Here is a 22,003-nt window from a genome sequence, read left to right as displayed (position 1 = left end):
AAGAGGCCCAAGGGCGGCTGGACGGTCAAAGAGATAGAGAGAAGCCAAACCTCCAAGGCAGCGACCGAACAAACTGGGAACTGCACTCCGTAAGCGGATATCGGATCGGGACCATTGAAGGGGCAACGCCAAAGGACTCAAAATTTAGGTCATGACGCACAGTTCAAAGCTATTTGGCGTATCTCCTTGAAGAAATGGCGCCATCTAGCGGAACCTAAGCCCACGGCCAGAGAGTATTCTTCATGATTTTTTGCCCGAAAAGCTTGTCGGACGAATCTGTCTTGTGCTTTTTCAGCTTGGTGTCGAGCGCATCATGATAAACACTCATAAACACATCAAATTTGGTATTTCGCGGTTCTGTAGTCGCGGACATCCGTTCGAACCATACCGAATGGCGGTAATCGAAGTAGTCCATCATAGCGTGGAAGGCACCGTCTATCTCGCTCGGCGAGAAAAGCGTCAGCGCCTCGCGAAACCTGGCGAACGAATATGCCGCGAGATCGTACTCCCGGCGGGATATTCTTGCCACCTCCTTCAACCAACCTACCTCTGGTGGCGCATAATCATTCCATATGCTGTCGAAGACCGGGTCTGGATGACTATAACCGAGAAGCCTCCAACCCCTTGCGTTAGAGGAGGCGTTCGGGCTTGCCAGATCGTCTCTGATCGTTTGCGCGAGGATGCCGTTATGGCCCCGCTTGATGCCATTCTTCATAAAAATCCGGAGGTCATAATCGTTGACCAGCTTTAAGGTGAAGTCTTCAATCATTGTCGCGCTTAGCTGTCCCACCGGGAGCCACAGGGGAAGGAACGGGACGTCGGCGATTTTTGCGATTCCATTGTCTTGAATTTCGGAAACGCGAGCCCACAAATCGAGACCTTCCGGCAGCCCGGTGGTAAGCATGGCCTTGCAAAGGGTATAGAGAGGGAATTCTTCGTGCAGCTCGGTGCCGATCACGCGTTGGTGAGCATTCAACCAATCGGAAACAAGTACGATTACCTCGTCCGTTCGGTGCTGAACGAGCAAACTAGATGCTCGGTCGAGGTGGAATGTGCGTTGCGGATAGCTCTTCGAACCAGTGGCCAAAACCTTCGCTAGCTGATCTTTCGTGAAGAAAAGAAAGTGATCCAAGGTTTCATCGCTGGTATCACCATTCCCTAGCAGATAGCCCCAAGCCTCGGGGTCGACCCTGGACAGAATTGAGCTATCACCATTCAAACGGTAAGCTCGGAGTAGAATTGCCGACCCAATTGCTCGAACCACGCGGTGGTGCGTTGCAGTCGCGCTCCAGTCGGAGAGCGCAAGCGCTATTGCCGCTTCTTCGTTCTCACTGTGCAGGACTGCCGTGAAGACCTTTTGCCGGTACTCGTCGTTTGGATGGTGCAACGACTTCGCGAGGAATGACCAATTCCGAACAGCTTGGTACCAATCGCCCGCTTCAATCCAGCTGAGGATGGCCGATAATTCCTCTGGCGTAGCTTCAGCGGGCAGTGCGCGTCCGATCAGTTCGGTCTCATCTTCCGTTGCTTCAACGAGAAACGGTGTCAAAGCGTGCAGGTGGCTGAACGGAAATTTCAACGAGGCGATGTAGCTGTACTGCTCTAAAGCGGATCGACCGGCAATCTTAAGGATCGCCATGTCGATTTCAAAGGTGCTGTCTCCTGGATCTGCCGCACTGCTGTCAAAACGATTTGCTAGTTCCTCACATTCGTGTGGAGTAAGCATTAGGGCGATTTCCTGGACACGCTCCATAGCGAAATTTGCTTCCTGCTTCGACCCAGATGCAGCGAGATTGAAAATTTCTTGCAGCGCTGGTTTGATCTCGACGCTGCGTCCTTGACCGAAAAGGGCCTGGATCGGCGGCAACGAGTGGAAAGCAATCCCTTTGTCTATCGCGCTCTCGAGCATCTGCTTGGCCTGCAATGGGGGCGCGTCCAAGGGGCTCGCGAAAAGATGCGGCGGCTCGATTATCATTTCGTTGGCGTGCGCCAATGTGGTGTCGGCGGCGCGGATTTCCCCTGCACGCCGAGCCGCTTCAATATCGCCAATGGCATCTAAGAGCCACACGGCCGCTTGTCTTCCAAGCGGTGAGCCGGTCTCCAGGAGGCGCGTCATCTGCGACCAGATCGCTTTTCGCCCCTCGGGATAACTCCGATTATTGAGCCTCAGCACCCACGCGATTTCATCAAAGTGGCGATCTTGTCCCATCACGGCGCGGCTTATCGCCCAGGCCACGATAGCGTTGATTGAAGTGGCGAGCGGTAGGTACGAAAGGACACCAACAGCCCGATGACTCAGCCAACTGACGTGTCCGTCGTCTTTCATCACGATTTCGGGCCATTGATCCCGATCGCCTCTCTGTAACCAGCCCGTTAAGTTTGACTGAACCCGCTCTTGGTTGGCTCGGGAGCGTTCACTGTTATGATCGACACGCCCGAGAAATGCGCCCTCATCGGGGTCGCGCCAGACCCATCCCAGCCAGGTCTCTAGTCTCTTCTGGAGCGATTTTCTGACGTGGTCGAAGTCGCTCGCATTTGCGAATCCCTTGATGAGCACTTCGTCACTAATGAGACCTCCAGATCCAGGCTTTAACCACCACGCCTCAGCCAAGTCACAAAACAGCTCGGGATCGTTGCCTAAGATCTTCCACCATGCGTCGAAATCCGCACGACCAAAGTTTTGCTCCTGCAGCCACCTCTCGGCCAACGCTCTTCGCGAGCTTCTTGAAACGGTCGGACTTACGAGCGCCACGGTTGTCGCGGATCTCAAAATCGCGGCCGCTAGTGACTGCCCCTTAAATGGGTCCATGAAGTCGGCAATCTTGAGTTCCGCAGCTTCCTTCGTGTCCAAGGCCCGAAGCTGGGATGATAGAGCAAGCCCCAGCATGAACGGCGCGAGCGACTTGTTCACTCGAAACCGATTGGGTTTATCCGTGTTTTCAAACCATCGGCCAGCCACTAGTGCGGCTACGGTATCGCGAAGGCTTTCCGCAGCCGCGCCGCTATCGCGCCCAAGCCGTTCCATCAGCTCCTTTTGGGAAATTGAAAGCGTATCCAGTTGCTCTTTCAGCTCGCTGCCAATCTCAGCGATGAAGTTCTGAAACTCAAAATCAGACCACGGGGTCGTCAACGTTCCCCTGTCAACTCTGTGCTTCCAGTCTTCGTACGCGATTCGCTCGGCGGTCACGTCTCCGATATCCTTCATTTCCTTGGAGCATCGTAGTGCGAGCTGCGACAACCGCGGAATCCGCATTAGCTTCAGGACGTCGGGGGAAAACTCATCGCGGTTACGTGCAGGCGTCGCCCCCGCCAAGAAGCTATCAAGTTCTTTATCGCTAAAACCTTGCACCACGATTTCGCGCGGCGCTGGCTCCAATGGCTTGAGCTGGTTCAGTTCAGCCCATCGAGAGGGCCAGCACGTTAGAACAACAGAAAAAAATGCTCCAAGACTGGTTTCGAATAGTGGTTGGATAGTGTCACGCCAATTGGATTTAAAGAAGTTTTCGTTGAGACCATCGAGGATAATCAGGATGCGGCGTTCTTGAGATCCCTCACTTTTCCAGAGTTTTAGTCGCTTTTCCCAGAACGCAGTGTCTTTTACGCCCGTCTGCTTGGCTATCGCCTGACAAACCAACGGCTCCAGATTGTTCTCGTTCACGTCACGGGACGATACATAGATGGTCAACGGCCGCTTACCGCCCCAATCCCTGGAGTTCCACCACGAAAGTGCCGACCACGTTTTTCCCACGCCCTCATCTCCAAGGAGCGCGGCGGTCCCAGCCTTGTCTTCCCACCAGTCATCTAACCGACCGCTAATTTCAGTTCGTCCAACTACGAGGCTATCACTGCCCTTTAGATCGTTATGACCACGCAACCTCGACTGTGCGTTTGCCTTGGTTGACTGAGCCGCATCCATCCAGCTCGCGGTGGCCACGGAGGCTGCGGCAAACCCTACGTCAGCAGTCGTGAACTCTTCGATTAAGCCCACTCTACGGTAGCTGAATCGGATATCAGCCGATACGACATCCAACGCTTGGTCGAGATCCGCCCCTGGCATATGACTCAAAGTCATGGCCTTGGAGGCCGCGAGAACGACTGCTAGGTCAGGGAGCTTATTTGCCTTCTTTGGCCAATCAAGAACGATAACCTTGATGCCGACTGACTCGCCTGCTTCATGCAAGGCTTCCCTATTGGTGATCGTGATCTCCCGGCTAGCAGCCAAAATCCAAAGATCGACCATGTTGGACTGCAGGCTGGCGTCGAATATCTTGGCCTTTAAAGCGTCTAATGGAAGGGGGGTATTTGTCGCGTATTTTTTGGCCTCCAACCCCACCCGAAAGCCGTTCGAAGGTTCGTTTCGAACATCTGATCCGGCCTGTGGCCCGGATTTCGCCACATGAAACGGAGTTTTGGTTAGGTCTGCCAACACGTCCCGCAATAAGCCTTCGAAACCCTCCGGGCCTGAGTCACCGAGTGCACTGAGCCGGGTGTAGATAGTTTGGAGCGCGGACTTCAAATTGCTTTTTGGCATACCGAACAAGCTCTTATCTGGCATTAGCTGACCGCTTGCAGCAACCACAACAGCATCGTCTCGATGTTGCTTGTCACATGCAGTTGGCAAGCGAGATACCTAACCGATCGGTAGGCGGTCTCCGTCTAATACGCTCTCGCGTTTTTTTCTAGAGTGTCGCCCTTCCAAAACAGCCTGAGGGTCTTCGGTATCGAGCAAGGTCTGGCAAGCCGTATCGGCAGGCATTGCTCGAGCGTGCCGGTTTGTCCACTGAAGGGGCACTACATAAACGCATGTCGATTGGGACAGAGGGCGTTTGGTTCGCCCATTCATGCGGATGATCGGCCGGGGAGACCCTCGCGCAGCGAGCATCGGCGATCTTGATTGACGGCTAAGCTAACGCAATGCCTACCATAATGAGGCAGTCGCTTGGTGGGCCCGGCAGGACTTGAACCTGCAACCAATCGGTTATGAGCCGACGGCTCTGACCAATTGAGCTACAGGCCCGCGTTTCAATAGATATGACGGTGCATACAGATTCGCAAGGCGAAGACCGTGTGGTGCGGTCTGAGTTTCGTGGGGATGATCCAAGGTCTAAACCTCAGTGTTGTAACCGGTCGCAGTTCCCGATCGATACAGGGCCGCTCGTGGTCGGCGGTTTGTTAGCGAGAATAGTGTGTCCGTCCTCGAACAAGCTATAGCCCCCCTTGTCCCGAGCTGCGGCCGTCCTTGCAGCGCGTAAGCGTTCTGTCTTTATGCGGCGAGCTTCGACTTCAGTCTCAATCATCGCAACCGCCACCCTGAGGATCGCCTGAAACTTCTCGCGCCGCTTTTGGTCCGTCATGGACTTTCGTCGTGCTGCTTCCTGGATATCTTCTTTGGACATGCCGACTACCTGGGGCTTGTTGTTTGCTCGGCAAAATTTTGTACGCATGCGTACGCCGCGTCTTGGCCCGGCAAATTTCGTCCCACGCCTTGGAACCAAACCCGATGATGGACATTTCTCTCGCGCAATTTCGAGGGGCTACATGAGCACGCATTTCCAGAACGACTTCACCAAGACCGACAGGCTTCGTAGAGTTCTCCGCGTCGAAGATTTCGCCGACCGCTACCGCCTGGATGATAAACAGCGCCGTGACCTGCTAAAGCTCTTCGGTCAGTTCGCCACGCTCCAAGAGTTGGTAACGAACAGTCGTGTCCCGCGCGACCATCGATAAGAAATTCGCGACCGAGCGGCTGCCTGCTCGCTTCCGCGGCACGCATGCAGCGTCCTTGCAGAACAAGCATCCTTTACTGTTTCCGAGGACTACATGAACAAACGCACACTGCTGCAATTCTTCCACTGGTATTCGCCTGGTGATGGTCGCCTGTGGAAGGAGGTGGGCGAGAAAGCTGACGATCTCGCGAAGATTGGCATCACAGACGTGTGGCTGCCACCTGCCTATAAAGGCGCGTCCGGCGCTGCCTCGGTCGGATATGACACCTACGATCTCTTTGACCTGGGCGAGTTCGAACAAAAGGGAAGCGTTGCAACCAAATACGGTGACAGAGCAGCCCTCGAAAATGCCTGCAGGAGCCTTACCGACCACGGGATCCGGCCGATTCATGACGTCGTGCTGAACCACAAAATGGGAGCCGACGAAGAGGAAAGCGTGGTTGTCAGGCGGGTGAACTCTGAAGACCGGACGCAGATCGAAGAAGAGGACGTCAGAGCGCTTGCCTACACCCGGTTCACTTTTCCGGGCAGGCAGGGAAAACATTCAGAATTCATTTGGGACAAGCAGTGCTTCAGTGGAGTTGACGTGATTGAGCAGCCTGATGAGACCGGCGTCTTCAGGCTCATGAATGAGTATGGCGAAGGTCAGTGGAACGACGAAGTCGATGACGAGCTTGGCAATTTCGACTACCTGATGGGGGCAGACGTCGAGTTTCGCAACAAGGCTGTATACGAAGAGCTGAAATACTGGGGACGTTGGTTTTCCGCGCAGGTGCGTGTTGGCGGCTTCCGCCTTGACGCAGCCAAACATATCCCAGCCTGGTTCTTCAAGGATTGGGTTGGCCACATGCGCGACGCGATCGGCACAGATCTATTTGTAGTCGCCGAGTATTGGCATCCCGATATGGCAACGCTCGCCAATTATCTGGAACTCGTCGACAAACAGCTGATGCTTTTCGACGTTGCGCTACATCACCGCTTCCATGATGCCTCCAAGGCAGGTGGAAACTTCGACATGCGCACTATCTTCGATGGATCGCTCGTTTCGTCCATTCCAGATCACGCCGTGACCCTGGTCGACAACCACGACACGCAGCCTTTGCAATCGCTCGAAGCAACAGTCGAGCCTTGGTTCAAGCCCCTCGCCTACGCCCTGATCCTCCTGCGAGAACAGGGCGTCCCCTGCGTATTCTATCCCGATTTGTACGGCGCGGAATACAGCGACAAAGGCGAGGACCGTAACCAGCACAAAGTCGAAATGCCAGCAATCGGCTGCTTGCCCAAGTTGATCGAAGCACGACAGCGGTTCGCGAATGGTTCCCAGGTCGATCACTTCGACGACCACAGCATAATGGGGTTCACTCGGCAAGGAACCGAGACTGAGCCAGGTTGCGTTGTTGTCATGTCCAACGGAGAACCCGGACACTTATCCGTTGATCTCGGTTCCAACCATTCCAACGCAGTCTTCATCGACTTCTTGGGTCACAAAGAGGGTGAAGTCACCACCGACGATCAAGGTCGGGCAGATTTCGCAACAAATGGGGGGAGCGTCAGCGTTTGGGTTCGCAAAGATGTTCTTCAAAGCGCGTAGCGACGCCTGTTTAAATCGGAACGGGCACGCCGTCGGCGGAACAAATGGCTTTCAAAGGCATTCTGCGGCAAACTGAAGGAGACTGCTGATGATGGACTGCGTATCAAAGCGTGCACGACCGGCGCGAGGCAAGCCATACTCCATCGAGGAGTTTCAGGCGAAGTACGGCTTGGATTACGACGTTGCCGAAAATCTCTTTGAACGGTTTGGACCTTCATCGGTTGAGCTGGATCTGTTGATGGCAGCCAAAAAACGGAAGCCCGTTTTCGAAGCCGTCGCCTCCGATATGAATGTGTGAGGAAAACGTGCCAAGGTACATTTTCCAGCTCCTAGATGGGACCGGCGCAGACGCGAACGAGCATGCGCACGATTTTGACACGTTCGATGACGCTCGCTCGCATGCTAAGACCTTGCTCTGCGAAATGGTGCAAAACGGTTTACCTGACGCCCCTGGAGCCATGATGTCCGTTGAGATCTTCGGCGCCGACAAAGGCCCGCTCACCGAACTAAGAATGACTTTCGACGAAATAGCCAAGAGAGTCTAACGAACCAGGGCGCACATATGGCACGTCAACCGTACGCGGTGTGAGATTTAATAGGAACCGAATTCGCAATTGGATGTTCTCACCCAAACAGGAGGAACACCATGATCGATCCCAAGCAATCCCCGGCAGTCCAATCTTACAACATCGAAAAGGCCCAGCAGGACTCTGGCGAGCCGGAAGCTCTTGATCAGGGCCTCGAGGATACCTTTCCTGCTTCCGATCCTGTATCGGTCACTCAAACCTCCGTCGCCAGCTCCATCGACGGCCAGTCAGGTACTGGGCGCGAGGATTATCCGCTTGTAGAGGAAGCACTCAGGGCAACCGGAGAGCTTGGCGGCGATAAAAGCAGACGTGTCGACTCTCTGCGCCGGGATGCCGGTCGCCTGTCGGACCAGGCTTCCGAAGTAGCTAGCGGTGCGCTTGCTGCTGGAAAGGCTGAAGCCAAATCGCTAATCCAGAGCATTGAAGACACGGTCAGGGAACGCCCGCTTACTGCGGTCGGTATTGTTGCTGCGTTAGCCTGGATCTGGGGAGCGACCCGATAGAGGTTCCAGCAACAGTTCAGGAGCTATGGCGTTACCCAGTCAGTTCGCTGCGCGGGGAACGCCTCGACACCCTGGACGTCACCTTTGATGGCGTTCGCGGTGATCGCAGTTATCTTCTCGTCGATGCCGTCTCGGGAGAAATAGCCGCACCGGAAAAGATCGCCCACTGGCGTCCAGCGCTACAGCTTGCTGCTCGCATCGTCGATGGTGACGTTGTAGTCTCATCCACCGCTTGGAACTTCAGCGTGGCTGATCGTGAGTTGGACACGGCGCTGTCTGACCATTTCGGCTTCCGCTGCGCAATCCGGCGAGCTGGTAGCAACCTCGCCACGGACGCAGGCGATATCACATTGAGCCCCCGCTACATCGCTAGCCCTATCCATTTGCTCTCAACGAGGTCACTTTCTGACTTGGCTGGGCTCCTGCCCCAGGTGGTCCTGAACGTTAGCAGGTTCCGCCCAAACATTGTCGTGGACACCAGTGCTGACGAGAACGACTGGGTCGGCAACCAAATTGCCATCGGCACTTACCGGGGTACGGTCACGGAGAAAACCAAACGTTGCGGTATGACCATGCTTGCCCAGGCCGAACTCCCGGAGGATCCCGAAATCCTTCGAACGATAGTCAGGAACCGCCAGCGGTGTCTCGGTGTGTATGCCGACGTTGGCTCCAAGGGCGTCATTTCCGTTGGAGACAGGGTCCTCGTCGGGTGATCGTTACCTAGAGTGCGCGAGAAGGTCCGGGTTCGCAACTGCATCGATGATCGCCGCCGCTACCGTATTCCCCATCTCATGGGCACTGGTGATGCCTTGGACAAACGGCATCTTGTGGAGCAGAAACGGGACTGAGACGCAGTAGAGATTATTGCACAGCCCAGCCTCCACCCGGGGCCGGAAATCGTCGTCAATCTCGATGCCGCCTGTTCGACGGGTCTCGTCGTTCGTGCTGGCTTCGGCCTTTACCGTTTTCGCTTCCTTGATGGCGCCGTTCTGGCGAAGGCTAGGAAAAGGAAGATCAGAAGCGGAGAGCGCGTGTTGTCCGGTCGCATCGATGAAGGCGTCGTACTTGCTCTCGTTTCCATCACCGATCACCACGGCGCCTGGCTTATCATCTTGTCGAATGTCATAGACGTCGCCCAATGCCTTCACGGACAACTTGCCTTGCTGATGCAGGGCGAGGAGCCGCTCGACGGATTCGTGCGGAACCGTCGCGTAGTCGTCAACGAAAACTGTCTTGAAGTGCTTGTGGAAGCGCTTCAGGTCCCGGTCATTGAGTTGAGGGATAGCGAGAGCGATGACCTCATGCATCCTCAGGATTGCGTAACGCCACCGGACGGTCTTCCGCTCGGCCTTGTTTTTCTTCGCCTCAGCAAGATTCTGCGCTGCCCAAACGAAAGGGTCTGCAGCCTGTCGCGCTCGGAAATAGCGATCTGCGATGTCCTCAACCGACGCCAATGCCAGTCCAATACTGGCAGCATAGTCCGGATCGGCCACGGAAAGCTCTCGCCGGAACAGCTCGAAAACTTCGTCGAGAAGCCGCTCCCCCTTTTGCTCGATCAGCAGTTTTACTGCCTCTTCAGTGCAATACGTGAGAGGCTCGTAGGGGATCGGACAGTAGAAGTCCGCCTCTGGCAACAAACCCTTGCGTGACATCATTGTGATGTTAAGGCCGGTGCTTGCTGGTCTAGGTTCATATCGTAGAGTGCCATTATCGTCCCGAAGGAACATGCCATGTGCGGTGCCGACGGAAACAACGGCGTCGATACCACTCAGCGAAGTGCCCAAGACACCAACATTGACGGCGCCAATTCTCTTGATCGCCGCCGCTGGCCATGGCGACACAAAATAGCCAGGCGCCGTTTCCGTGTTCTCGGGCCAATCGTGTCCGGTGGCCATTACGACATGGTCGAATGACATCGTTGCATCCTCCCCGCCGTGCCTCTTGAACTTGAGAGATATGTCATCCTTGCCAAGCTTGATGTCGAGGATGCGGTGGCTGGCTTTCACATCGATGGAATGGCCTCGCGAGAGCCCCCGGCTCACCAGAGCCCAGAATTGTGCTGCCAGGAATTCACCGAGAACAACTCGAGGGTAAAACTCGCGCTCGCCGATCGCTGTCTTCTCTACACCCAGCTCCTGAAGCTCACTGTCGCTTTGCGAAGACAGCCATTCGACGAGTGTCTGCTCAATTCGAGGGATTTCGATGCTGGCGATATTTGCCAGCATGGCGCGGTCGTTGACTGCCGGATGGTAGGGCGTGCCCTTTCCCGCATCAGGCGTTTCCTCAAAGATAGTGATAGAAAGCGGCGTGGCGCTGGAGATCAATCCGGCGAGCGTGTAGAGACCGGTGGGTCCAGATCCGATAATGGCAACTCGTGGCATAGTGGCTGATTGGTCTCGAACGAAGGGGCGGCCGAAGAGTATAAGGTAAGGAGCCGCGCAGAGGCGGCTCCTGAGGCAGTTAGTTTACCGAAGACCACTGACTGCGGACGTCTTCAGCATTTTTGCTCAGATGAACGTGCTCATCGACGTGGTCGACCCAATCTAGCGGAATGAGATGGTGCTGACCATCATCGGAGTCCGACTTCGTCAGCTTGATGCGCGACGTGCCGTCCATGTGGTCGACTGTGCCGACATGCGCTCCATCAGCGCCGATGACTTCCATATGCTCGCGGACTTGTTCTGCAGAGATCATGGTGTTTTCTCCTCTAGTTAGATTGCATGACGGCAACGTGCGCTGAGTTGCTTAGTTCCCAAGAGCTGAACCATCGTGGACAGATGGAGCGCTCAACTGCCCTTCTATTGGGTACTGCGTCATCGGCGCTCGTTGTCGTGCTCTGAGCCTGCGGTAAACTCAGGGCTGCTCGCGGACACCTGGAGTGGCTTCGCGCTCGTCTGCATCTTCGAGATCGCTTGCAACGACGAATGCGTCTGTATGCTGACGAGCGGCCTCGCGCACTGCGGCGAGGTTCGGCACGTCGTCACCGTCCAGAAGATCATTTTCATGCATTATCTCGTGCTCGGCCTGGCGCCAGTGATCCTCGTGACTACCGTCTAGGCTGCCTTCGGCTTGCCATATTTCGTACGCGCGGGACCGAATGCGTTCAATCGTGGATTCATCCGTCTCGGGGCTGATTGACGACTGGGCGGGAATACCAACTTCTTCAATCTTGGTTTCGTCTTGAGCGGGGGGCGGTCGTTTAGCCATGATGATCTCCTTTGTAAGACTAGACTGGAACGTCGCCATGGCAGCGCGGTTCCACCGCGTTACCAAGCGTGAAGCACGCTTTGCTCAGAGGAGCCCACTTAGAAAATCGTTCGCAGAATCTTGGTCATCAACAAACCGAAGTTTGGAACCGAGATATTCCTTCAGCATCCGTTCAGACGGCGCTAAGAGCTGACCTGGGTAAGTAAATCGAGAAATTTTGCACATCCAAAATTTAACGCTGAAGCAAGCGAGTGGTCCACTACTCTGGCTATTTGTACAGTACCGGACAACTCCACTCAAAGTAAGCTTCAGTTAAGGTCTTTTAGAAATCATGAATGTGCGAATTGACGTAAGGAGGTTCAAATGTCGCAGGTTCATCTAATCGATCATCTCGATGCCGCGAAGAAATTGGCTGAATTGAGCGACAGGAGGTTTGTTGCCTACCTCATCCAACTCGCCAAGGACGCAGCGATGCGTTCTGACTCTGAGAGACGGCGCAGGTAAACTTCCAGTTCGGTGATCGTCGCGCCCCGAAGGCACGGTTTATGCTAGCAGCAACCTGGCTAATGAGATTGTCCCGCAAATGGCACGGTTAAGCCTTGGAATCGCAGGGCGATCACGAGCCATCGTGCACGTTTTCCTTGGGTCGCGACGGTGGTTTCCGCATCGGCGGAGGGCGCCATCACTCCTGCCTTGGATTACACGGCCTTTTGAAGGGAATGCTAAAGGTTTTCGGAAGGGCGTTTCGGTGTTCGCAGTGGGAGCGGATCGAAGCGCTGAAGCATCTGTTCGAGCTGAGCGTTCTGCAGCCTCAGTTTGTCCGCAAGTTGACTTCGAAGCTGTTTAATCTCTCCGTCTAGTGCGGAAAGATTTAGATGTGCAGCATCGGTCGCGCTTGGCTCTGATCCCGAAGTCTGCCTGTCTTGGCCCGTGCCTTTCGAGCGATACGCACCAGCATTGACGGATGGTGCCCCTATCCTTCCATGCCGCTTGCGGCGCGTTGAAACGCTACCTCGCGGATTTGGCTCTGCTTCTGAGCGAGATGTTTTGCGCTCGGCGCTTTCGACCGACGGTTCTTCAGCATCGGCGCTTCCCGCTAGATCGGGAGGTTCGGGCGTATTATAGACGCCGGTCGCTAGGGCCTTGTCCGCCAGGTCCTGGAGTGCAACAGCAGGCTTTTCCACCGGTTCGGGCGACGCGTCGCCCGCCTCGAATGCTTCCTTGGCCTCCGCGATCTCATTTGGCGACGGTTCGGTCGAGCGACGTCGTGTCAAGAATGACCAAGGCATCTTCATTGAATATCGTCTCCGTGCATAGGACGTTAGACTGCACGGATAAACGATTGCTCTCCGTGCAGTCCTTCATGTCATGGAGCATCAGCAAATGTATGCGGCTAGCTGCTCAAGATCCAATACGCCTGCGCAAATCAGCGTTTTCCGCACGGAGCTTTTCCGCCAGCGCTTTGCGGAGACGCTTGTTTTCTTCCTCAAGCTGAAGGAGTTCTGCGAGGTCGTCGGACTGTGTGACGGTCGGTGCGGACTTCGATGTCTTCCCAGCTACTGCAGATTTCGTCGGACCACGTCCTCTACGCTTCGGCTCCGCAGGAACAGGTGCTGTTTCAACAGCCTCAACCTTTCTGCGACCACCCCGTCGTGTCTTCGGTGCAGCTACCGTCTCGGATTCAGCAGCCTTCGCGCGACGCGGCGCACGAGTTTTTTTGGCGACAGGCGCCTTTTCAATATTTTCGGCACCGGCCACTTCGGATGCAGGCGGTGTGCTCAGTTCGTCAGCCATTAGTTTTCTCCCCTAATAGTAACGGTGTTTTCAACTGCCAAACTCTGTGTGTCAACACGTATGAAATTGGCCATCGTTAGCCGAGAGTAAATGCCGACCCAACCGGCGATGATGTTGTCGCTCATTTTGTGCTCCCGCAGCATTCCCAGTCTCAACGCTCAGAATTCTTTGATCCCCGATTAGTCATCTCAGCTCCAAAAATATTGCGAGCATTCATTTTTTTCGCTTGCCGGGCACACCGTTTTGACCTGACAATTTTATTAAGTTAACCGGCTCCCCCATCATATGCATTTCCTAATACGTGCGGCCATCGCTTGCGATGTGCGCTTTGCCGACGGCTATTGCCTGCCGTTCGACAACGGATCGCTTCCTACGGTCTCCCCGAAATCCCTGGAAATTTTCGCGCCGTCCCTCGCCCTTCACCGGGAGGTCGTCGCGTGACCGCTTATTACAACGAAATCAGCCCCTACCACGCGCAGTGGCTACGAAACCTAATTTCCACAAACCTAATCGCCCCCGGCGATGTCGATGAAAGATCAATCGCCGATGTCCAACCAGACGACCTCAAAGGATATACCCAGTGTCACTTTTTCGCCGGTATCGGTGGGTGGTCCCGCGCCCTTCGCCTCGCCGGATGGTCCGACGACCAGCACGTCTGGACCGGCAGTTGCCCCTGTCAGCCCTTCTCCGCGATTGGAGCGCGAAAAGGCTTTGACGACGAGCGTCACCTTTGGCCGGAATTCAAGCGCCTCATCCAGGAGCGCCGCCCTGCAGTCATCTTTGGAGAACAGTCTGCGAACGCGACTGAATGGCTCCGACTTGTGCGAAGTGATCTGGAAGCCATGGATTTCGCCATGGGGGCAATCCCTATCGAGGCCGCGAGCGCAGGTGCGGACGTCCTTGGCGACCGATTTTGGTTTGTGGCCTCGACCGACGTCACTGAGCTTTGCAGCGAGCCATCAGCCCGGAAACAGCAGGAACTTGAACCTGATCCGATCCCACATCCTTTTCATGCTGGGCGAGAAGACGACTGGCGTCGGGGGCAAGATGGCAAACTGCGGCGCGTTAACCCCGGCATTGATTGGATGGCTCATGGGGTACCCGCCCGAATGGGAAAAATCAGCGGCTTCGGGAATGCGGTCGACCCGCGCCCGGCCGCAGCGATCATCGGAGCGTATCTAGACACAGTACGCAATGAACATTGGCATCCGGGTACCGCCGATGCCCAGATCGCAGACTCGCAGCTTCCTTATGCGCGGCGGTCAATTCCATGACCGCCTATTACAACGAAAACAATCCATTCGCCGCGCAGTGGCTGCGCAAGCTCATAGCAAAAAACCTAATCGCTCCAGGCGATGTAGATCAAAGGAGCATCGTCGATGTCCAACCAGGAGACCTCATCGGTTACACCCAATGTCACTTCTTCGCCGGGATTGGAGGATGGAGCCTTGCAGCACGGCTTGCTGGATGGGACGACGAGCGTCCGATCTGGACGGGGAGTTGCCCATGCCAGCCGTTCTCGGTCTCGGGCAAACAGGCAGGCTTCGACGACCCTCGACACCTCTGGCCGGAATTCAAGCGGCTCATCTCGGAGCGACAGCCTTCAGTCGTTTTTGGAGAGCAATCTGCGGCGGCAGCTCGTTGGCTCGCCCTCGTGCGAAGTGATCTGGAAACCATGGGTTACGCCATGGGGGCAGTCCCGATGGAAGCCGCGAGCGCGGGTGCGGACCACTTCCGAGATCGCTATTGGTTTGTGGCCGACTACAACAACGCCGAGTGGCGGACAAACTGTCCCGAAGGGAACGTCTCTGTCGGGAAAGACACCGGACGGCAAGAAGAGGCAGGTCACACTTCAAAACGTAGTCCTGTCTTTGTGGAGCACGCTTCGCGCTTCGGATGGGGAAAAGGGTGGACCGAACATGAGTTTCGGAGCCGGGGGTTCACCGCTTCCGTCGCAAGTTTTCGCGGCAGGCAATATGTTGAGTGCCCCGACGGAAAATGGCGGGCGCTCCCTCCACCCGGAGTTCGCTGGTTGGGAAATGGGATACCCTCCCGAGTGGATAAGTTGCGTGGACTCGGAAACGCCGTAGATCCACGCCCGGCCGCCGAAATAATCAAGGCGTACATGGCGTCGATCTGATCGGCCCATCGATCCGTCCAGTTGTCAGTTGGCTTCAGGCAACGGACGAATCGATGTAGGCGGATTTGGCCAAGACCTTAGCAGTGTGAAAACTTCTCCAACGCTGCATTTTTTGGCTTGCGGCCATCAGTATTTCGGTCAACACTTTTGTCATCGAAACGTGGAGAAGCGACGAGTTCGCTGCTTGTACCACACAAAAAATCGCACATTTTCCGTATGTTACCTGCGAGATTGTCAACATCTCGCGCAGGCATACCTGTGCGTCGGAGTTGAAATGTTCGGACAAAATGAACTGTATTCTTTGAACGTCAACAGAATGCTCGCTGATGAGGTTGCCCTGCAGGGAACCGAGTATCGGGGCCAGATCGTTCTCGGCGGTCCAGACGCTGCCATCGAAATAAGTGGGCTGAACATCTCGCTTTTCATGCACGGAGCACCGACCGAAAATCAGGCGTTCAAAAGCTTCGTCGATGGCTATCGCAAAGCTTTGGTTAAGTTGGCGAAAAAGCTAAGAGATAGCCCAGACGATGTGGTGGTAATTGCCGGTAAATGGCATCACGTCGAGTTTCATTGCGAGCCGCTATTCGCTCCGTATGTCATCCATATCCGCGCTGTGGACGGATCTGTTCGCAGCCAGCCCTACGACATCGAACTCTTTGACACTGATGATCTCAACGAAGGTCGCGACACCACCATTGAGATCGACGATCTGGACCAAAGTGAGATCCTTGAGTGGCTGCGCTGTGCAACTGAGAGCACGCTGTGGCGTTTTGGATCTTCCCCAACTTCTTCGGGGCATCCATCGTTTTCAGGCATGCTCTGGAGGCCGGAAGACAAGACTCGTTCCCCCGTCTACATCCACTTCACGGGTGAATATGCTGCTTTTGAACGGCAGCAGGTTGAAATTGGTCAGTTCGCGAGCCTGTTCAGCGAACTTAGGCTGCAGATGCGTACTGCTGCAGAGCAAAATGCAATCACGGACGGTCTTCGCCTTGCCATAGAGGAGTTCCTCGCCGTTACCGCTCATTCGGCAGAAGAAGCTCGCAAAGAGGCAATGGGGCGAATGCTCGAAATTTTATCGCGATCGCCTATTGGCCTTCGTAATGGCCATCCGATTTTCCGAAACGAGATGCCGACAGGCGGAATGACGACCCTCGACGAGATAGCGAATTCGACCACAGCAAGTGGTTACTGGATGCAGATGCGTGACCCAAAGGGGGATTTCGACGAGGGAACATATCACCAGTTCGAGGACAGACATCGCGTTAAAACGGGAGCCAAAGCGATTGTGCTGCGGCGTGTGGTGGAAGCCGACGGCGAAGACGTGATGGGGTGCCAGTATGTTAGCGATTGGGAAGAGCACGGCGGATACGAGTTCCGTCGACTGGCAATCGGCCCCGTTCCCACACTATCTTGGTAGATGCAGCGTCACTTCCGTAGATAGCTCTTTTTGCCGGTATCGGTGATGCAATACCGCCCTCCCCGTGGCCCGGTACAGTAGTTTCCACCCCGGCAAGAGCATTCGCCTGTAAGGCTCGGCTGCATTTCTTCAGCTTTGGTTCCTAGCAGCCCGACCGCACCCATCGTTGCCTGGCACGATTTCTTGCTCGCGGAGACGGATCCATCGCGGCAGATGAAGGTGTCGCCCTGGCAGTGATCGATCCCACCTTTCCGTCCGCTGCACGGTGTGTTGGCTACGGCAGCGTGGAATGCAAGCAAGGGCATTGCGAGAAAGGCAATCGCGATCACTGGCCGCGTTGCCGACCAAGGTCGCTTCTGCGAGGCGTCCAAAGATTTCATCACTGTCATCGTACTACCCGCACCACGGTCGTGGGGTCGGCGGACATCCCGTGGCGCCACAGACAAACGGTACGGCGAGACCCTCGGCTATCAGTGTCTTGCCAACGTCGCGACCGTCGACCGAAAGCATTCCGCAACTGCGGCCGTAATTACATTTCTTAGTGCCCTCAGTTCCCGGCTTGCACGCGCAGTCAACAAGACTCACCTGGGTCGTGGTTGCCCCGGCAACCAGTTCCTTCAAACGGGCCGAGGCGAGGTTGCCAAGGGCCGCCTCTGCGGAACACTGAGGCTCGAATTTCTCTGGCGTGTTGAAACCCACCAATCGGACTCTAGTACCGTCGCTCAGCCGTATCGTGTCCCCATCGGTGACGGTGAACCTCGCATTGCCAACGGTCGGGATTTTGTTGACGCCAACGTCACTGCTGACGGCGGAAGGAGTAGATTGCGACGTATCGACCTTATCAGGGGACAGCCCCAAAAGGTTGCCGATCAAGCCCACGACCATCAGAGCTGCCAGCAGGACAATTGCCGCCCTTCCGCCCATGCTCGACATCAACCTGAAGGATGATGAGCGTCGGAACAGTCTGCGCGGGCGTAATGGGTTTCGCACCCTGAACGGATTTCGCAGGTATCCTCCTGCTCTGGATGAGTTGCCGCGTCTGGTTGGCACCCGCGTCACTGAGCGCTCGGATACAGGGCTAGGCACGTCATTGACCACGACCAGTCTAGGTCGCTCGATAGCGGTATTGGTCAGCCGCCGCAGAACGGCGAACTGCTTGTCGGACAGCTTTGTGCGAACGCCGTAGCGGGAAATTTTGCCGCCGACGTCACCAAGGAATTGTCGCTGCCAATCCGTCAGGTGCCCGTCGCGCAGCAACTCTTCGATACGTCGCCGGAAGAAGGCAATGTCGGTTTCGTTCAGCATTTTCAACCTGGTGTAACTGGAGTGGCAGCTACACTAGGTTGAGATCATTAAATTTCGTGCAACGGCTCCATGTAATTTCACTCGGTGCCAAAGCGCGAAACCTCCGTTAAATGCTCACTGGTGATCTCGGTCTGTAGCCTTGATCCTCGAAGGCCTTGACGATAGCCAACATTGCCTGATCTCCCATGCCTGTGGCTTCGAACCCTTGCTCCCGCATGTGCTCGCGAATGAGATGAGCTACGGTGAGCCGTCGAACTTCGATCTCGCTTATCTCCTCAGTTGTGACCGGCGCGGCTAAAATTCCCAGCCTCATCTTCGCGGCTCGCTTCAACGCATCGACCGCTCTGGGTCCAGCTGCGAACAACGCAGTACCATTTGCTGGAGCCTTCCCCTGAGAGCCATCAGGCCTGTAAAACTTCAGCTTTGGAGTAAACAGCGCGAGATCAGCCTTGTCCCATGCATCCCGAAACCAGGGTGCGCTGGTGCGGTCGGGCACCAGGGCAATTCCATTCCCGTGGCGAAAGAACTTGTCCAGCCATGCTTCAAGGCATTTCGTCCGCCAAATGGTGGGTTCATCCAGACAAATCCAGACCAGTCCCGCTCCAGGCTTTCCTCGGTGATGAAGTCACTCGCTGGTACAAACGTCCGAACTCCATTTGGGGCGGCGACATCGACATCGAAGGTCACACCCAAAGCCTCGAAGACCTTGTGTGGTGTGTACCATTCGTCTGAACGGCCAGCGGTTTCCCAGTGTCCCATTAAGCCCTCCACACTTTGAAGGGCGACTTCTGTGCTCGATTTAAGAGCAAAATATATGCTTTGACCAACATGGCGGAAAGCCAGCCAGTCTCAAAAAATGCTATCCTCATTTAGGGGAACCGATTGCGTCCTGTGAATTGTCGTCCACAAAATGGGACAGCGTCAAGCACAAATTGGATTGAGGGCAATAGCAGGGGAGGTCCCGGTGTCGCATGGCAGCGCTGCAAAAATGTTAGTTGCTCGACTCGGATCAGGTCTATACATGACCGTTCCACGCAGGCGGCCTGCCATTCAGTTGGCTTTTGCCGCTAGCAACAACATGCGGGCGCTCCCCTAACGGGTCGAGCGCCCGCATCGTTTTTAGGTGTGTGACTAGAAGAGCTTGAGCGGGATCGATGCGTTATTCCTGCAGCCCGACCGGCAACGCGTCGTCATCATCGAGAGGAATGAATTTCGTGTCCTTACTGGAAATCTCGTCCTCATCCAGAGTGGCGGCGATTGATGCCTTGCCGCTCTTCTTGGACAGCCGGACCGCGCAGTAATAAGACCCCTCGCCCGCAAAACCGTAGAACGTCGTTTGCGTGATATCTTTCGAGATCTCCGTGGACGCAACCGGTTGCTCGCAGGCATCGGTTCGGGCGCGTCGCTCATTTCGGACTATGCAAGCATTGCAGAGCGCGGCAGTTGTCCACCGTGCTTGAGGGATGCCGATCAGTTCAATACCCAGCTCCCGAGCCTTTATGACGTCATTGACCATGTAAAGTTCACTCGGACCCGCTGCTAGTAGCTTTAACATGACCCGTTCCGGAATGAATCCATCTTCACCCATGTCGGCGCCCAGCTTCATCATGCGGGCAACGGCCTGAAGACCTTCCGAGTACGTTGCCTCCAAGTCAGGCCCTGAGTAGGTCTTGCTGAGCGCTATCAGATAAGGGGCGTGGAAACCCAGCCGCCCGCCGACATGCAGCTTGCGCCTTGGCGAATAAATCTTTTCCCAATCGCTGCCGCCCATGAAGGCGATAGCGCAAGCCGAATAGCATAAGGCCCCGTTATCTATGACTGTCGTCACGTTCTTTCCGGTCAGCCACTCCGCGATCGCCAAACCTTCGATGAAATCACCGCCAGGGCTGTCGAGACACAACGACGAGCCAGGTAACGCGACCTTCTTAAGCTTGGAGAGATCCCCAGCCGCGATTGGACCAGCTAAGGACACCTTGCAAGCGTTCTTATTTACCTTCGCGATTTCAGCGGACATCACTGGGGTCGAAGATAAGAAGACCCCGGTTGCCAAGACAGCCACCAGGCTCCTAAGGAAGCGGGAGTTCGTCATGGTCCGTTCTGCTCGATGTCGTTGTAGCAGGAATCGAGAGGGCCTATTTCGCGCTTACCCAGCTCACTCCAGGCACCGTTGGCGAAATCAAAGTATTCCATATAGCATTTGCCGCTGTCGTATGAGCCCCACTGCGCGACCATTAACCGGCTATCCAGCCGATACCTCAGAGTGAGATACATGTTGTCCTCGCCGCCCCTGGGAAACGAGTAGGGCTGCCCGGTCCGATTGTTGGCAAGGATGACCGCGGAGCATCCGGTTCCGCAGCCGAACTGGATAACTGAATACTCACCGGCGAATTTCGGACCCTCCGCCATGCCTTGCTGGATACGCGTGCGGAAATCGCGGAAGTGTGCGTTCTCGCCGGTAAAGTCAGGCTTCGCGGTCTTGCCCCTGTAGATCCGCGCAACGGGAAAATCGGCAGCGTTGGGCTTCTTGAAATCGGACGACGTAGAAATCGCCCGGGTACTTGAACCAGTGCCCGGCCACTCGATAGGCGCGTAACCGGGAGACGTAATCTTGTCTGCGCCCCAGATCGTCTCCAGGTAATCCGTCTCACCAAGGATGACCGCTTCCAATGTCGCGATATCGCCGATTTCAGGGCTCGTGCCCTTTTCCTTGGCGGATTTTACGGCGGCGGCTGAAACGCTCGTGACGAACGTCGCGATTGTCTCCGTACCTTTGACCTCGTACGAATTGAACAGCAAGAGGCCACCGTCTGTCGTCGGGGTCACCGGTGGGCGATCCTTGAAGGCAAGTCCATTGCTGCCTAGCTTCGTCCGGATTTGGTTGAGCGTCGTCTTGCCGTACTTGAAGCCTTCGAAATCCGAGAATGCTCCGGCTGCCTCGCCTCCCCAATCCGTCTCCAGATAGACGATCTTCCCGGATGCACGATGGTAGGTAGCCGAGAGGTCATTCCCGCCAGAAAGCTTGTACTTCTCAAGGCTATGCGGACCCATCGCCTCTGCGGCGATTGGGCGGCTGCCAAGGGTGGCTAGCTGGTCACGACTACCCCCAATCGAAACGCCGGACATCGACTGTGCCCCAGCGTTAGGCGCAACTGTGATCACTAAGGCGACTAGGATCGCTGCCACGGTTTTCATTGGTTGGCTCCGGCGGATCAATCGGACACAGAGACGTCTATCCAGCGACCAGTTCCCTGGCCGCCATAGATGTCCACGTCGATCCAGACATTGCCGCGAACGATCATGTTGGCCGCGTCTCGGGTCATGGTGCCGTTGCGGAGCATCTGCTCAAGGGCTTGTCGATTGACGGGATCTCCGAAGAACGAGTCGGATTCATCGTCGCGGTCGCGCACACCGTACTGATGGAAATTCGCTCGATCCTGGCGGATGATCTGCCACGGCTGTGTCAGCCTGACGCCATTGGAATTGAAAAGATCTGCTTGGCCAATGTAGGCGCGATAGCTCTCGATGAGTCCGTTGCGATGAGTGGCGGTTACTCTTGCCTGAGCGTGCACGCTTCCGGTAGTAGCCACCGTTGCACATAGAATCAATAATAGTTTCTTCATGGGTCCCTCTCTAGAGTATCCGTGTTGGTCAAGGCAGGGATGGAACCCATTTTCTGCCTTTGCTGAGCAGTGCATTGGCGAGGACGATGAGTTTTCGCATGATTGCTGTG

At 55.7% G+C, this 22,003-nt stretch carries 22 protein-coding genes and 1 tRNA gene; 9 read left to right on the top strand and 14 right to left on the bottom strand.

Going from position 1 to position 22,003, the window contains the following annotated elements; genetic code table 11:
- Window positions 1-214 precede the first annotated feature (214 nt).
- From QTL95_RS01575 to QTL95_RS01565, 3 genes are all read right to left on the bottom strand, one after another.
- A complete protein-coding gene (locus QTL95_RS01575) occupies window positions 215-4,555 on the bottom strand; it encodes an NACHT domain-containing protein (protein WP_289718212.1) in 4,341 nt (1,446 codons plus the stop codon).
- Between the two features lie 385 nt (window positions 4,556-4,940).
- Window positions 4,941-5,017 (bottom strand) — tRNA-Ile (locus tag QTL95_RS01570).
- Between the two features lie 94 nt (window positions 5,018-5,111).
- Window positions 5,112-5,396, bottom strand: coding sequence for a hypothetical protein (locus QTL95_RS01565; protein ID WP_289718211.1), 285 nt, complete (start codon window positions 5,394-5,396; stop codon window positions 5,112-5,114).
- A gap of 142 nt (window positions 5,397-5,538) precedes the next feature.
- Here QTL95_RS01565 and QTL95_RS01560 point away from each other — a divergent pair, with 142 nt between their 5' ends.
- From QTL95_RS01560 to QTL95_RS28605, 6 genes are all read left to right on the top strand, one after another.
- Window positions 5,539-5,727, top strand: a complete 189-nt coding sequence (locus QTL95_RS01560; RefSeq protein WP_289718210.1) for a hypothetical protein — start codon at window positions 5,539-5,541, stop codon at window positions 5,725-5,727.
- 93 nt (window positions 5,728-5,820) lie between these two features.
- A complete protein-coding gene (amyA, locus tag QTL95_RS01555) occupies window positions 5,821-7,317 on the top strand; it encodes an alpha-amylase (RefSeq protein WP_289718209.1) in 1,497 nt (498 codons plus the stop codon).
- 88 nt (window positions 7,318-7,405) lie between these two features.
- Window positions 7,406-7,615 carry a hypothetical protein gene (locus QTL95_RS01550; RefSeq protein WP_289718208.1) on the top strand — a complete coding sequence of 70 codons (210 nt, stop codon included), beginning with the start codon at window positions 7,406-7,408 and terminating at the stop codon, window positions 7,613-7,615.
- Window positions 7,608-7,862, top strand: coding sequence for a DUF6894 family protein (locus QTL95_RS28610; protein WP_442981241.1), 255 nt, complete (start codon window positions 7,608-7,610; stop codon window positions 7,860-7,862). Before QTL95_RS01550 ends, QTL95_RS28610 begins: the two co-directional genes overlap by 8 nt.
- A gap of 101 nt (window positions 7,863-7,963) precedes the next feature.
- Window positions 7,964-8,407 carry a DUF883 family protein gene (locus QTL95_RS01545; RefSeq protein WP_289718207.1) on the top strand — a complete coding sequence of 148 codons (444 nt, stop codon included), beginning with the start codon at window positions 7,964-7,966 and terminating at the stop codon, window positions 8,405-8,407.
- Complete coding sequence (locus QTL95_RS28605; RefSeq protein WP_442981248.1) at window positions 8,383-9,120, top strand: MOSC domain-containing protein; 738 nt, start codon at window positions 8,383-8,385, stop codon at window positions 9,118-9,120. The genes QTL95_RS01545 and QTL95_RS28605 overlap by 25 nt, the downstream gene beginning before the upstream one ends.
- Before the next feature lie 3 nt (window positions 9,121-9,123).
- Here the strand turns inward: QTL95_RS28605 and QTL95_RS01535 are convergent, their stop codons facing one another.
- The 5 genes from QTL95_RS01535 to QTL95_RS01515 all read right to left on the bottom strand — a co-directional run bounded on the left by QTL95_RS01535 (window position 9,124) and on the right by QTL95_RS01515 (window position 13,408).
- Window positions 9,124-10,788: an FAD/NAD(P)-binding protein gene (locus tag QTL95_RS01535; protein ID WP_289718205.1), complete on the bottom strand. Its 1,665-nt coding sequence runs from the start codon at window positions 10,786-10,788 to the stop codon at window positions 9,124-9,126.
- Between the two features lie 79 nt (window positions 10,789-10,867).
- Window positions 10,868-11,101 carry a DUF2171 domain-containing protein gene (locus QTL95_RS01530; RefSeq protein ID WP_289718204.1) on the bottom strand — a complete coding sequence of 78 codons (234 nt, stop codon included), beginning with the start codon at window positions 11,099-11,101 and terminating at the stop codon, window positions 10,868-10,870.
- Between the two features lie 159 nt (window positions 11,102-11,260).
- Window positions 11,261-11,614 carry a DUF2934 domain-containing protein gene (locus tag QTL95_RS01525; RefSeq protein WP_289718203.1) on the bottom strand — a complete coding sequence of 118 codons (354 nt, stop codon included), beginning with the start codon at window positions 11,612-11,614 and terminating at the stop codon, window positions 11,261-11,263.
- A 722-nt stretch (window positions 11,615-12,336) separates the two neighbouring features.
- Window positions 12,337-12,909, bottom strand: a complete 573-nt coding sequence (locus tag QTL95_RS01520; RefSeq protein ID WP_289718202.1) for a hypothetical protein — start codon at window positions 12,907-12,909, stop codon at window positions 12,337-12,339.
- 106 nt (window positions 12,910-13,015) lie between these two features.
- Window positions 13,016-13,408 (bottom strand): SyrB-like regulator, encoded by a 393-nt coding sequence (locus QTL95_RS01515; protein ID WP_289718201.1) that lies wholly within the window; start codon window positions 13,406-13,408, stop codon window positions 13,016-13,018.
- A 437-nt stretch (window positions 13,409-13,845) separates the two neighbouring features.
- On the opposite strand from QTL95_RS01515, the gene QTL95_RS01510 reads away from it, so the two are divergent.
- The 3 genes from QTL95_RS01510 (at window position 13,846) to QTL95_RS01500 (ending at window position 16,968) form a co-directional block, all read left to right on the top strand.
- Entirely contained in the window at window positions 13,846-14,682 is an 837-nt protein-coding gene (locus QTL95_RS01510) for a DNA cytosine methyltransferase (RefSeq protein WP_289718200.1), read from the top strand.
- On the top strand, window positions 14,679-15,548 hold the full coding sequence (locus QTL95_RS01505) for a DNA cytosine methyltransferase (protein WP_289718199.1): 870 nt from the start codon (window positions 14,679-14,681) through the stop codon (window positions 15,546-15,548). The genes QTL95_RS01510 and QTL95_RS01505 overlap by 4 nt, the downstream gene beginning before the upstream one ends.
- Before the next feature lie 274 nt (window positions 15,549-15,822).
- Window positions 15,823-16,968 (top strand): hypothetical protein, encoded by a 1,146-nt coding sequence (locus QTL95_RS01500; protein ID WP_289718198.1) that lies wholly within the window; start codon window positions 15,823-15,825, stop codon window positions 16,966-16,968.
- 393 nt (window positions 16,969-17,361) lie between these two features.
- On the opposite strand, the gene QTL95_RS01495 is transcribed toward QTL95_RS01500, so the two are convergent.
- The 6 genes from QTL95_RS01495 to QTL95_RS01475 all read right to left on the bottom strand — a co-directional run bounded on the left by QTL95_RS01495 (window position 17,362) and on the right by QTL95_RS01475 (window position 21,893).
- On the bottom strand, window positions 17,362-18,273 hold the full coding sequence (locus QTL95_RS01495; RefSeq protein WP_289718197.1) for a thermonuclease family protein: 912 nt from the start codon (window positions 18,271-18,273) through the stop codon (window positions 17,362-17,364).
- A gap of 106 nt (window positions 18,274-18,379) precedes the next feature.
- The gene (locus QTL95_RS01490; RefSeq protein ID WP_289718196.1) at window positions 18,380-18,769 is read right to left on the bottom strand and encodes a hypothetical protein; all 390 of its coding nucleotides are present in this window, start codon (window positions 18,767-18,769) and stop codon (window positions 18,380-18,382) included.
- Window positions 18,691-19,032: a DNA N-6-adenine-methyltransferase gene (locus QTL95_RS28545; protein ID WP_336622270.1), complete on the bottom strand. Its 342-nt coding sequence runs from the start codon at window positions 19,030-19,032 to the stop codon at window positions 18,691-18,693. The genes QTL95_RS01490 and QTL95_RS28545 overlap by 79 nt, the downstream gene beginning before the upstream one ends.
- A gap of 400 nt (window positions 19,033-19,432) precedes the next feature.
- The gene (locus QTL95_RS01485) at window positions 19,433-20,362 is read right to left on the bottom strand and encodes a hypothetical protein (protein WP_289718195.1); all 930 of its coding nucleotides are present in this window, start codon (window positions 20,360-20,362) and stop codon (window positions 19,433-19,435) included.
- Window positions 20,359-21,465: a hypothetical protein gene (locus QTL95_RS01480; protein ID WP_289718194.1), complete on the bottom strand. Its 1,107-nt coding sequence runs from the start codon at window positions 21,463-21,465 to the stop codon at window positions 20,359-20,361. The genes QTL95_RS01485 and QTL95_RS01480 overlap by 4 nt, the downstream gene beginning before the upstream one ends.
- Before the next feature lie 17 nt (window positions 21,466-21,482).
- On the bottom strand, window positions 21,483-21,893 hold the full coding sequence (locus tag QTL95_RS01475; RefSeq protein ID WP_289718193.1) for a hypothetical protein: 411 nt from the start codon (window positions 21,891-21,893) through the stop codon (window positions 21,483-21,485).
- Window positions 21,894-22,003 lie beyond the last annotated feature (110 nt).

The sequence above is a fragment of the Rhizobium sp. S152 genome (genome assembly GCF_030380735.1).
In the GTDB taxonomy this organism is placed as follows: Bacteria; Pseudomonadota; Alphaproteobacteria; order Rhizobiales; family Rhizobiaceae; genus Rhizobium.
This window is presented reverse-complemented; position numbering and strand designations above follow the sequence as displayed.